The organism is Cupriavidus lacunae, from assembly GCF_003353055.1.
GTDB classification, from domain to species: domain Bacteria; phylum Pseudomonadota; class Gammaproteobacteria; order Burkholderiales; family Burkholderiaceae; genus Cupriavidus; species Cupriavidus lacunae.
Genome location: NZ_QKWJ01000094.1, coordinates 15324 through 28039, shown reverse-complemented (window position 1 = coordinate 28039; position 12716 = coordinate 15324). Strand labels below are relative to the sequence as shown.

The 12716-nt window shown below is 61.8% G+C and carries 5 protein-coding genes and 2 pseudogenes; 3 read left to right on the top strand and 4 right to left on the bottom strand.

Features of this window, described 5'->3' with window-relative positions:
* Together DN412_RS36750 and DN412_RS36745 are read right to left on the bottom strand one after the other, a co-directional pair.
* Nucleotides 1–315, bottom strand: a pseudogene (locus DN412_RS36750) (transposase); the annotation flags it as partial.
* A gap of 83 nt (nucleotides 316–398) precedes the next feature.
* Nucleotides 399–950, bottom strand: coding sequence for an IS607 family transposase (locus tag DN412_RS36745; RefSeq protein ID WP_115216034.1), 552 nt, complete (start codon nucleotides 948–950; stop codon nucleotides 399–401).
* Between the two features lie 302 nt (nucleotides 951–1252).
* Between DN412_RS36745 and DN412_RS46085 the strand changes: the two are divergent.
* Nucleotides 1253–1479 (top strand): annotated as a pseudogene (locus DN412_RS46085) (IS110 family transposase); the annotation flags it as partial.
* 2143 nt (nucleotides 1480–3622) lie between these two features.
* On the opposite strand, the gene DN412_RS36735 reads toward DN412_RS46085, so the two are convergent.
* Nucleotides 3623–5218: a site-specific integrase gene (locus DN412_RS36735; protein WP_244222969.1), complete on the bottom strand. Its 1596-nt coding sequence runs from the start codon at nucleotides 5216–5218 to the stop codon at nucleotides 3623–3625.
* A gap of 321 nt (nucleotides 5219–5539) precedes the next feature.
* Between DN412_RS36735 and DN412_RS36730 the strand changes: the two genes are divergently transcribed.
* Together DN412_RS36730 and DN412_RS36725 are read left to right on the top strand one after the other, a co-directional pair.
* A complete protein-coding gene (locus tag DN412_RS36730) occupies nucleotides 5540–8992 on the top strand; it encodes an adenylate/guanylate cyclase domain-containing protein (RefSeq protein WP_115216031.1) in 3453 nt (1150 codons plus the stop codon).
* 123 nt (nucleotides 8993–9115) lie between these two features.
* Complete coding sequence (locus DN412_RS36725; protein ID WP_115216030.1) at nucleotides 9116–10510, top strand: ISKra4 family transposase; 1395 nt, start codon at nucleotides 9116–9118, stop codon at nucleotides 10508–10510.
* A 994-nt stretch (nucleotides 10511–11504) separates the two neighbouring features.
* On the opposite strand, the gene DN412_RS36720 is transcribed toward DN412_RS36725, so the two are convergent.
* Nucleotides 11505–12692: an amidohydrolase family protein gene (locus DN412_RS36720; RefSeq protein WP_115216029.1), complete on the bottom strand. Its 1188-nt coding sequence runs from the start codon at nucleotides 12690–12692 to the stop codon at nucleotides 11505–11507.
* Nucleotides 12693–12716 lie beyond the last annotated feature (24 nt).

Sequence of the window (12716 nt, the reverse complement as noted above, 5' to 3'; positions counted from 1 at the left end):
GAACTTCTTGTCAAAGCCTGCGACTCGCTTCTTCAGCTTTTTGAGCGCAGCATTTCTGTCCTTGACGTTTTGCTTGAGCAACTCGCGCACGCTGTCGATGGAGCCTTGCAGATCGTTCGCAAGTCCGTTGAAGTATCGAGCGGTGATGCCGTGGGCCTTGCAGAACTCAGTCTTGTGATCCTTCACCTTGCCGCCCTTGGCGGCCACGACCGCATACAGCTTGCGCAACTGCATCCCGTAATGACCGACGAGCCTGGCCAGCACGAGGGCTGCCTCAGGCGTGATGGTCGGCCGGGTCTGGGTAGTGAGTTGCACGAAGTGAGCAATGGGGGTAAAGGTGACCGCAATTATGCCTATGACGCAAGTGCGCGCAAGTTTTGACGACTGCGTGAGCCGTATCACCTTGACGAGAACACGGTGAGGATCTCAACGAGGTCTTCCGTGAGTTGTTGCTCTTTCGGGATATCTTCGTCCGCATCCAGAATCACGACCTCGACGCCGTGTATCGCGCAGATGCGGAACAGCAACTCCGAGCCAAAGCGCAGCAGACGGTCCTTGGTCACCAGCACGAGGCGCCGTACACGGTGATGAAGGATCTCGGTCAGCAGCTTCAGTAGACCTTTCTTCTTGTCGTTGAGGCCTGAACCTAGATCGGTGATGACTTCGACGCCGTCCCATTTCTGGGCCTCGCAATGTCGCCGTAGCCGCATCGCCTGGCTTTGCAACTGTTCCTTCTGGTCGTGCGAGGAGACGCGGGCGTAGGCAATCGTTTTGCCCGCCGCTGGCGTCGTCATGCCCATCACCTCACGCACCTTCATGGCGTCGTAACGACGGTGCCCACCGATGGTACGGCACGCCGGCACCAACTTGCCTGCCTTGTGCCAACGGCGTAACGTCATCACTGCCACACCCAGCATCTGCGCCAACTCACCGATCGAAAACAACTCCACCTGACTCCGTTACGCCGCGTTGTGAAAATGAGTAGGTTTGATCGTAGAATCTGGCTACAGTTTAAAACCCCTCACTGAGGGGTTTTTTTGTGTTCCGAGTCGGAACACGGGTCTCGTTCTTGTACAGACGCGGTCTGAATTCCCCGTGGCCCTGTCAGAAGCGGAGTTTGTCGGCGCGAACGGTGCAATGTGGTCCCGTCGACAGCCCGTGAATCGTGTTCCGAGTCGGAACACGACCACATCAGGCACGCGATCCCAAAGGATGCAAACGACTACACCGATGCGGTCATCGAAGCCTCCGGGTGTACTGGAAGCCGGCGCGCCCCATCGTCGAAGCCAACTTCGAGTTGATGTTGAACCTGCATCCATTGCGTGCCTGGGCGCAAGAGCGACGTCAACGACGCGATGCGGATTGCTGATCTGCTTGCCCATAGCTTGATCCGGTCGAGCTTCGTGCCGCCGGCGGCCATTCAGGAACTGCGCAATCCCGCGTACCCGCAGGCAACTCGTGTGCGAGATATCCCAGTACAGCTGCGGCTTGCCGCTCTGGCCAAAAGGCAACCGCTAGAAGGAAGAGCGCCGAATTCCGTGAGGAACTGAGCGGACCCATTCCCGATCACCACCACCCCACGACGCTCACGCAGCATCTGGATTCCATCGGAACCTCGGAGCACAGGCCCGCCAACGACGCAATCGTGGGAAAAGCGTTGGCGCCGATCCGATTGCGCGCTCGCCTGCTGACGACGATCTCTGAGGTGAGCAACCTGACCGCTTCGCTCCTGTTGGTTGAGATCGGCTCGGAACGTCGCGATATCAACAAAGGCATTATCGCCTGCTCAAGCGACTCCCGGCTGCGAAGTACCGACAACAGGAGAAACCCCCAGATGCTTAACGCTTCCGAGTAAATCCGCTGGAAGGCTTCGTGTTCCGACTCGGAACACGAGGCTCAAAGATCTGAAGCAGCATCACCCGACAAAGGCGAGTCGTGCGGGGGTCCGTGTTCTGACTTGGACCGCAGCTGCGTTCGTCCCGTCGATATCTCGGGTGAGCACATTTTGGGCGTCGATGGAGGTCGCTCACAGGGACCCTCGTAGGGCAGGGACGGCAAAACGACAGCAGCAGCAGCGGCGCAAGATCGCGCTGTTACGGCGCGCTGACGGCCGTGGACACGTCGCCAGAAAGAGTGCGAGAGGGGGGCGCCGAGCGCCGGCTCTCATAGGGGGAATCGAAGTTGTGGGTGCAGCCTTCCCAACTGGACTGGATGCCGTAAATTATTTCATTGGCTGAAAGCGCTACGTCGCAGCTTTCGCATACCCCGCGCCAACAGCTACCAGGTGGTCGCCTGCTCCATGATGGCTTGAGTCCATCGCTCGACGCGCTTGGCGCCTCAACCTCCAAAACCCAGAGCAGGGAAGTGGCGCCTTGCCTATCGTCATTTCGAATTCCTTCACTTCGACCTGCTGGTCCGCGACAGTCGCCCATGAGTTTTTCCCAGGTATCACACGTGGATGGCCAATCTAAGACGGAACACTTGATCGGAATAGAGCCCTTCCAGGATTGGAGAGACAGCGGCCCTTCGAGCTGGGCGCGACCGCCGCGAACTACGCACAAATCTTGACTCGGTCCAGCTGGGGCAACGGCACTGCCAGAAAGCTCTTGTAGTACTAGCAATCTTCGGCGCGTACGCTCGCTAACACGCTCCTTTCCGCGCGGGCTACCACCTAGAGACTGAACGACGGTCGCTACCGATACAAATGGCACCGTGACAATGACGCGCGGGGGCTTAGAGGGACACGATTTGCCGGAGCATTCTCTGGCTACCCTTGCAGGGATACTCTGCGTAGTCTGATTGGCAGCGAATCACCGATCGAACGCGAATGCCGGACATGGAGCAAGCTGCGGAATCGGACGATGCCATCCGTGGCCACACCCCTCAATGAGTTGCCTCACGTCACCCAGAGCGTGCATGCCCCGGCTTTGTCTCGTCTCAACTAGAGACATACCCTCGTGGGATCCCGCGACACCATGGCGCAAGGGCCGACAGCAAGGTCACAAAGTTTGTACGAATCCTAGTTGCAAGGCCTCCGTAAGACCTGTGCGCGGACTTGTTTAGCGCCGGACTCTGCCGCTAACGGACAATTGACGGTGACTTTGCCTGTTGGGGAGCATCGGAACAGAACAATATTGGTGACCTTACGAGAGGCTGCCTGCCTCGCTGCGTACAATTTGGTGACCTAACCATAGCGAGAATGGGCAATGACGGAAGGCTACAAGGCCCCTTTTCGGTGGTCGCAGGCAAAACTGACGTTAGTACAATCCCGGTGACCTTGCCCTTGGCGCAGGCTTGACGTTCGGCCAATATTGGTGACATTGGCCATCTCGACATCCCCGGTGAAGCTGCATTTCGATGACGAAGGGCTGCGGATCTGAGTGCGGGAAAGCGAAAAAAAACATTTCGGGAAGGGGGCTTGGAATGGCAGCCGTCCGTTCACTAGGTAGTGGTCGGAGAGTCTCCGCTACAGCGGAGGCTGAAGCAGATTTCGGATTGGCGCCGGGGGCGATTATCAGCGCGGTTGGGTGGCTTCTCTAAGGAAACCGTGGAGCGAGGGAGAAACGCCCCCGCTTCGCGCAACGCTAAGCTCGGTTGGCGTTGGCGTCCCGGCGTTAGCAGCTCAGGCCCGGCTGGCGCGGGTGCGAAGCTGGCCGGGCGTGAACCCTTCCGATGGGACCCCGCGCTGCTCGCAGAAGCGCCGCCACAGACTACGCAGCAATTGATCCAAGCCTGTGGCCGAGTACCCGCCTGCTATGCCCGCTAGCCGCTTGTTGCGCCCGCGTGCGGTAGCAGGCTGTACCGTCGGGGCAAATAGTGCCGCCTGCGCCGGCGGCATCATGCTTGGCCAGCCACGATCGGCCCAATGCGCCTGCAAGGCCTGCCGGGCGGCAGTGTCAAGGGCCACCAGCTGCTGCCGCGCACCCGGGCGTCGCAGTACGATGCCCTCGGCGCTCGACTGCAGGTTGGCGCAGCGCAGCGCCGCCAGCTCGCTCAGCGGCAAGCCTGCGCTGCGCATGAGTTGTACTGCAGCCAGCGCAGCACGATGCCGCGAACCTTGCCGCGCCTCCCCCAGCCAGACCAGGAAGGCCTCCACGTCGGGTTGACCGGACGGGGCGCTCTGCGCCGTGGGCGCAGCGGCGGCGGTTTGCCTTGGGATGAGTGGGACACTCGCAAGGTGCCCGGCCTTGACCATTGCGCGTAGCAGCGCCCGAACCACCCGCAAGGCGGCCGCTACCGAACTGGGCCTCAGCGGGCCTTCGAATGGCCGCCAGTGCATTCTGTCGCGCGCACCGCTCGGGCCGCACCAGAACGCTGCCGGTTGAGGGTCCGCTAAAAAATCCTCATAAGCCTCAAGATCTCCGGCCTCCAAGGCCTGCAGCCCCTTCTTGCGCGCTGCATTCCACAACAGCAGCCGCTCGGCCTCGCGCCGATAGCTGTTGCGGGTATGGGGCGCCCGGTCCTGCAGCCAGGCCCGTACGAACGCCAGATCGGCGACAAGCGCTGGACCTGCCGCGGTACTCGGAGCCGGCGCCAGCATATGCTCGAGGGGTACGGGATACGGCATACCGGGGGCCAAGGCCAATGGCACCAGCGCGTCGCGGCGGGCGTGGGCGGCAGGCGGCAGCACATAGGCCTTGACCGCCGCGGCGCCCATGGCCGAGCGCTGGCGCACCAGCCAGTGCGTGACGACCTCGGCCGACTGCGCGCCAATGCGTGGCACCGTGCGCCACCAGCTGCTGCCGCGCCGGTTTGCCAAGGACGTCAGGTCCTGAATCCGCCGGATATTGGCCGCCATCAGCCGGCGTGCCAGACTCGGCTTGAACCAGAGTGACACCTCGTGCTGGGGCTGGGGGTAGCTCTGCCCAAGCTGCTCAAGCGCCGACACGGCGTCTACCCGCCGGGACATGCCAACGTCTGAGCGCGCGCGCAGCGCCTCGAACATGCTGGCGATCTCGGGCTGGCCATGCTGCAGAGCGAACTGCACCAACCGGTCGCGCAAGCCCAGGATGCGCTGGATCGCCTGGGTCTCGCTCAGGTGCTCGTCCTCATCCGGGTCCAGCAAGTAGCGGTTGGCGATGTCCACCGGCCGCATGCCCTGCGCATAGGCACGGACCACGGCAAATTCAGTGCGGGTGAGTTTGGTGACGGTGTGCGTATCAAGGTCCTGAGCCATGGAGGCAACGCTAAGTGCTTGAGCTATAACAATATTCAGCACACGTCATCTGGAGCCGGGCTGAAATGCTGACTAAAGCGCAATGTAAATTATTTTTGTGCCGGTGGCTATGCCTTACCCCGGGACTGTACGCCAAGCCCATGACCACGCCCTGCCAATGATCCGAGGGGGGCAGCGCTCCGGGCCGGTTCGCTTCTGCGTCTGCGATCAAAATGACGTGTCGCCCGCGGACGCGGCGCCGCGTCCGGTCCCGGCCTCGGGCTTGGCAGAGGGCAGTCATCGGTTGCCGCAGCGCCGCCTTGCCAACCGCCGGGATTGCGCCTGTAATGGCTGCGTGGCAGGCACAGGCAGTCGGGAGGCGAGATGCGCTGCACGAATTGCCAGTTCGAGAACCCCTCGGGAGCCAGGTTCTGCGAGGAGTGTGGGCAAAGGCTTGCGCAGATTTGCCCGCAATGCGGCCAAGCATCCAGCCCCACCGCGAAATTCTGCGGAACGTGCGGCGCGTTGCTGGCGGATACGGCGGCAGCCCCCCCGCGTCTGTCGCCACCGGTGACGCCCCTGCCGACGCCCGCGTTGCCGGCTCCTATTCTTTATACGCCGCCCCATCTGGCCGAGCGGATTCGCGCCGAGCACGCCGCCATGGAGGCAAAGGGCGGGGACGCCGGTGGCGAGCGCAAGACCATCTCCGCCCTGTTCGCGGATATGGCCGGCTCGACGGCATTGATCCAGGACCTGGATCCCGAGGAAGCCCGCAGCCTGATCGATCCGGTCGTGGCGCTGATGATGGAAGCGGTGCATCACTATGAGGGGTACGTGGCCAAATCCCTCGGCGACGGCATCCTGGCGCTGTTCGGCGCGCCAATCGCCCACGAGGACCATGCGCTACGCGCGCTGTTTGCGGCACTCCGCATGCAACAGGCCATGCGCTGCCATAGCGATAAGGTGCGGCTGGAGCAGGGCATCCCGCTGCAGATCCGGGTTGGCGTCCATACCGGCGAAGTGGTGGTGCGCTCGATCCGCAAGGATGACCTGCGCACGGATTACGACCCGGTGGGCCACACGATCCACATCGCCGCGCGGATGGAAGGGGTCGCGACACCGTCATCGATCCTCGTCAGCGAATCGACCCATCGGCTGACCGAGGGGTATTTCGAGTTCAAGGCCCTGGGACGCACGCACATCAAGGGCCTGCGCGAACCGCTCGCCGTGTATGAGGTGCTTGGCCTGGGCGCTTTGCGCACCCGGCTGCAGGTGGGCGCGCACCGTGGCCTGGCTCGGTTTGTCGGCCGCGAGGCCGAACTGGAGCGCCTCGGTGCGGCGCTCGAATTGGCCCGGGCAGGGCAGGGGCAGATCGTCGGCGTGGTAGGGGAGGCAGGGGTCGGAAAATCGCGCCTGTTCCACGAGTTCAAGGCGCGCGCGCAGCAAGGCTGCCTGGTGCTCGAGACCTTTTCGGTGTCGCACGGCAAGGCGTTTCCCTACCTGCCGCTGATCGACCTGCTGAGGAACTATTTCCAGATCACGGCACAGGATGACGAACGCCGGTATCGCGAGAAGGCTACCGGCAGGCTGCTGATCCTGGATCGCTCGCTGGAGGAGCATCTGCCCTACCTGCTCTACCTGCTCGGCATCGTCGAAGCGGGTTCGGCATTGCCGACGATGGACCCCGCCATCCGGCGCCAGCGCACCTTTGAGGCGATCGCACGGCTGCTGGTGCGCGAGAGCCAGAACCAGACGCTCATGGTCCTGTTCGAAGACCTGCAATGGCTGGACAGTGAGACGCAGGCTTTTCTCGATGTCCTTATCGAGGAGGTGCCGGGCGCCAGGGTACTGCTGCTCGTCAACTATCGTCCCGAGTACAGGCATGACTGGGGCCGCAAGTCCTCCTATATCCAGCTCCATCTGGAGCCGTTGGGCCAGGCGGAGGCCCAGGGGTTGCTCACGGCCCTGCTAGGGGACGATCCGTCGCTTGCGCCGCTCAAGCAGCTGATCTTGTCAAAGACTGAGGGGAACCCGTTCTTCATGGAGGAAGTCGTCCAGACCCTGGCCGAGGAGAACGCTTTGCTCGGCCAGCCCGGATCCTTCCGGATCGAGAAGGCCCCATTGGCGCTTCATATCCCGACGACCGTGCAAGGGGTGCTGGCGGCTCGTATCGATCGGTTGCCGGTCCCGCAGAAGGAACTGCTGCAGACGCTGGCCATCATCGGCACGGAGTTCCCCTCCAGTCTGGTCCGGCATGTCACGGGGCAGCCCGACGACGCGCTACACCCGCTGTTGGCGGACCTCCAGGCCGGGGATTTCATCTATGAGCGTCCCGCCTTCCCCGAGGTGGAGTACGCGTTCAAGCACGCGCTCACGCAGGAGGTGGCGGGCAATTCCCTGCTCTCGGGGCAGCGTAGCCTCCTGCACGAGCGCACGGCCCAGGCCATCGAGGCATTGTTTCCGGATCGGCTGAAGGAGTATTGCAGCTCGCTCGCGCACCACTACAGCCAGAGCGGCAATGTGCCGAAGGCGGTCGAATACCTGCAGCTGGCGGGAAAGCAGGCCTTGCAGCGTTCCGCTCAGCTCGAGGCGATCGGGCATCTCAGTGCGGCCCTCGATTTGCTCAAGACGCTGCCCGAGACCCCGGAACGCCTGCGCGAGGAACTCTCGCTGCTGCTGGTCCTCGGTCCGGCATGGATGGCCGCGCGAGGCTATGGGGCGCCGGAGGTGGAGGCGACTTACACACGGGCGCTGGCGTTGAGCGAACAGGGCGGTGACACCCCGCAGGGCTTCTCCGCACGGCTCGGCCTATGGTCCTTCTACCTTTTGCGCGCCCAACTCAAAACGGCGCAAGCCCTGGCGGAACGGCTGCTCTGCCTCGCGCAGGACGCGCAAGACCCGGAACAGCTCGCCGAGGCGCATCGCGTGCTCGGGGCGACTGTGTTCCGACTGGGCCAGATCAGCCAGGCCCGTACCCATATGGAGCAGGCGCTGGCATTGCACCGCCCCGACCGCCAGTCATACGGTCATTTTTTACGCTATGCGCGAAATCCGGCTGTCCACGTGCGGAGCACCCTAAGTTGGATCCTCTGGTACCTGGGCTTGCCGGATCAGTCCCTAAACCGCTGCGAAGAGGCTCTGGCGCTGGCCAGGAAGGCTTCTGATCCGTTCGCCCTTGCCCTGAGCCTGATTTTCGCGGCCGAACTGCATCAGCGCCGGTGCGAGCTGGCGCCGGCGCTGGAGTATGCAAATGCCGCGCTCGCACTTTCGCGCGAACAGGGGTTCCCGCATTACCTGGCGTGGGCAACGATCCTGCGCGGCTGGGCGCTCGCCAGGCAAGGTAACAGTGAGGAGGGAATCGCACTGATACACCAGGGACTTCGCGCCCACGAAGCGACCGGGGCCGCACTGGGACGACCATCCCTCTTGGGACTGCTCGCCGATGCCTATGGACGGGCTGGGCAGCCTGAAGCGGGGCTGCGCGTGCTGGGTGACGCGCTGGTGCTGGTGAGCAACACGGACGAGTGCTTCGATGAAGCGACGCTGAATCGCCTCCAGGGAGAGTTGATGTTGGCGTCGCCCGGCGAGAATGCCAGTTCATCCGCCATGGAGGAAGCAGCGCAGGCGTGTTTCCAGAAGGCAATCACCCTCGCCCGTCAGCAAGGCGCCAAGTCAATTGAATTGCAGGGCGTGCTATGCCTCGCCAGGCTTTGGCACCGCCAAGGCAAGAACGGCGCTGCGCGGCAAATGCTGATCGAGATCCACGCCGCATTTTCCGAAGGCGCCGACACCGTGGATGTCAGAGAGGCAAGAGCGCTACTGGAGAACTGGTCGTAAGCGGCGGGGCTCAAGTGCGGGTCAAGTCTTTCGGGCCTGTCCTCGGCTTGGGAGTGGCCAAAAACGGGGGGCAAATCCGTCAGGAAAGGGGTCTATTGTGTACTGAGACTACCGGAGACCGCCATGCGCATCTCGATCCAAGCCTGTATTGAGCGGGCGGGCGAACAGCCCTCTAAGGTGATTGAAGTTGCGGTGATCGAGCGCAATGCCGATGTCGCTCCGGCCTCAGGACTGGGCCTGTTCATTCGCGAGTCACAAGAGATCCTGCGACAGCTTCAGACTGTGGTCTTGACCGAGCAGGTGGACCAGTTCATCCGGATTACCGGTCGCTGTCAACTGTGCGGGGGCAGGCTTGGCATCAAGGACACAAAATTCTTGGTCTATCGCACCGCTTTTGGCAAGGCGAGGCTGCGAAGCCCGCGCTTTTACTCTTACTGCAGCGCATGCGGTTACTGCTCAAGTAACAAGGGCACGCTTTCCCCGCTGGCACAGGCGTTACCGGAACGCGTACATCCCCAGTGGACCTGGCTGCAGTGCCGATATGCAAGCGTGATGTCTTATCGCTTAGCACAGATCTTTCTACGCGACGCGTTTGCCGGCGGACGGGAACTCCCATGCTCGAGCGTTAAGTTGAATGTAGGCCGGGTCGGGCAGCGGCTGGAGCAAGAAGCGCAACGTGCAACGATGATGATGGCGGCCGTGACCGCGCCACCGCGAAGTTCGCCATTAACCGGGACGCCGATTGGTCTGCAGATCGATGCAGGTTATATCAAGACGCCGCGGCAGGAAGATGGTAAGCGATGGACTCCCGTGGTCGCCTCCAAGCTGATTTGGCCCAAGACTCCTCGTACTCATGCGCATGCCTACGCAGTAGGGCGTGACCCTACTCAAGGGCTGCGTCAGCAGGCGTTCTTACAGTCTGTGGGCATCGGACCCCAAGCCCCGGTCACAGTCATCAGTGATGGCGGCGATGACATTAGTTTTGCGTGCAAGTTGCCATCGGCAACGGCCCGCGTGCTGGACTGGTATCACATTGGCATGCGGTTCGAGAATCTCCTCATGGCACTCCGAGGTCTGCGTGGCACTGATGCATACTCGAAAAATCGGCTGCGTGAACGCGTGCTCAAAGCGAAATGGCTCTTATGGTACGGTGAGTCGAAGCGGTGCTTGGAGAGGCTGGAGTCGGTGCGACGCGACACAGGTTGGGTTGGCGCTCGCAATCCACTAGGGCGCGTGATCCGTTACCTGCGCTGTTGCTCTCGCTATCTCGCTAACTATCAGCAGCGGCGAGCACAAGGGCTGCCAATTTCAAGCGCGGGAGCAGAATCGGTAGTCGACTATGTCATTGGCCAGCGCATGAAAAGGAACGGGCACATGCGATGGACGATTGCTGGAGCCAATGGACTACTGCAGGTTCGATGCGCCGTTCTCAACGGCGAGGACATAAGCAATTTCAGGCGGTGGTATCCCCTTGGGCGGCAGATCATGCCATATGCGCTTGTGGACTGTAAGGTATAAACCGCGCCCCCGTGTTTGGCCACTCCCGTCCGGATTGCGTCGCGCAATTCGGCCTCCGTCAGGGCAAGTCCTGTTGCCTGCTGAAGGAGATCCTCGAGTATGCTGGTGCGGTCGCGCCACAAAGTGGACCGGCAAGCGAAAGGCGTTTTGTGCTGTTTCCGCCCGCAGGGCAGCGTCGTGGCACAGGGTTCAGTTATGCCGTCGACCGGGACTCATCCGCACGATTCATTCTTGCTGCTCTCGCATGGTGCGCGTCCGCGCAATACGAGAGAACACCCACTCAGACATCATTCAACGGGAAACTCCACATGAGCCCAAGCTGCAAAGGGCTGACCGGATGACAAACTACGAACCCAATCTGCTCCGCAGGTTGCGCAGCGGTGGCGCTGAATCGACGATGCCAGCTGTCCGCCGAGCCGGCGCAGTATAGGCAGCGCCACGGCTTCGAGAGCAGCGTGACCGTCGGCAGAGCAGGGGTCCCCACGAAGAATACGGCATGCGAGGCACGGTGTCGGCGGTACTGTTGCCAGGCTTCGAGGTGCGTCTGACTCCTTCGGAGATGCCATGATTTGCCAGATGCCGACTGATGGCACCAAGCGTCGCTGGGCTGTCCAAAACAGTATACGCCACGCTCGTTGTTCGCTAACCTGCGCGCTTGCTTCGCACAGATCAAGATGCTTGCGCTCCCCTACCCCAAGCTCCACTGCCGCGAGCAAAGCTATCAGTTGGGGGGCACCTTTCAGGCTGGCGATATGCTGGTCAAGGTAATCGGCTAAGCATTCGCGAAGTGGCAGGCGGCTGACTCGAGATCTTTGCCGAGCGGTAGCCGCGGCATGCCGTTTCGCTCGCCTTATCTCTTCCCGCAGCCTTCCAATTTCGTCTTTCATCGTACCCTTGCCGCATGCTGCTGGATCAAGCCCCAGCAGCATGCTCTACATTGCCCCTGTCGATTGACGCCAAAAACCGCTGCGCCATTCAATCGCATTGGGGCACATCACCGCACGCCTGCGAGTAGCTCCTTCAGGTTGGTGCTCATGACCCGTTGCGTTTGCTCGGCCGTCAATGCCTCGATGTCTTTGAAGAAGTCGAGCGGTTGAGCCAGACCCTCCGGGTGTGGCCAGTCACTGCCGAACAGCACGCGCTCGACACCCACCAACTCGATGACCTTCTCGACGGGGTCTTCGTAGAACGGCGCCACGTAAACGTGCCGACGGAAGGTCTCGAGCGGATTGCGCTGAAAGGCGCTCGGCATCTTGTGATACGTCATGTCGAGACGGTGCAGCAGCGGCTCCAGCCACGACGACCCGTTCTCGAGCGAGGCAATGCGTACATCGGGGAAGCGGTCAAACACGCCATGGCAAATCAGCGCGGCGAGCGAGTCGGCAATAGGCCGCCCCATCCAGTCGAGAAGCTCGCCGAACGGGTCCTTCTCGAAGGGACGGAATTCACCTTTGCCACCAGCGGTCCACCATTGATAGATCTTGTCATAGCCGGAGTCTGACACGTGCATGACAACGAAGATCTTCGCTTCGTTGATGCGAGCCCAGAAGTGGTCGAATTCTTGGAAGCCCATTGAGCGGCCGCCTTTGATCCCTGCCACAGGCGCAGGGCGGATGCCGACGACGCGCGCGCCTGCCTTCAGCAGGAAATCCAACTCGGCGCACGCGGCATCAACGTCGGCCAGATTGATCATCGGTACGGGGTAGAGGCGGTCCCGATGCGCGAAGCCACATTCATCGAGCGTCCACAGATTCACGCTATGCAGGAGAGCTTGAATCACCTCTGGCTTGTGCGCCAGTCGCTCTTCGATGATCGAGGCGAGCGTCGGGATGAAAAGGCCTGCATGGATGTTCTGTTCATCCATGACCGTCAAGTGGGCATCCCCATCGTGAAACGCGGCCTGCGAGGGAACCGGATCGCCGGTGCACTCGCGCAACGATAGCCCCTTGGGGTTTTGGCCTCTGTACCACTTTTCGTGCGAGCCCGGTGCCGCAACGACTTCAAATGTCGGATTGGGGATGTAGTCCGACAGCATACCGCCCACGGCCAGCTTCGTCCGCCCGTTCACCTGGACGTATTGAAATTCCTTGCTGTATTTCTTTGGCAGATGCCGCAGGAAAGCCTCCGGGGGCTCGTAGAAGTGGCGGTCTGCATCATAGATCGGGTAGTTCACGGATGTCATGTGGTCTCGCTCCAGTATCGATCC

What these genes read in the sequence shown, in the direction of transcription:
- DN412_RS36720 (WP_115216029.1), bottom strand. Translation starts at nt 12,692, where the DNA reads ATGACATCCGTGAACTACCCGATCTATGATGCAGACCGCCACTTCTAC.
- DN412_RS36725 (WP_115216030.1), top strand. Translation starts at nt 9,116, where the DNA reads ATGCGCATCTCGATCCAAGCCTGTATTGAGCGGGCGGGCGAACAGCCC.
- DN412_RS36730 (WP_115216031.1), top strand. Translation starts at nt 5,540, where the DNA reads ATGCGCTGCACGAATTGCCAGTTCGAGAACCCCTCGGGAGCCAGGTTC.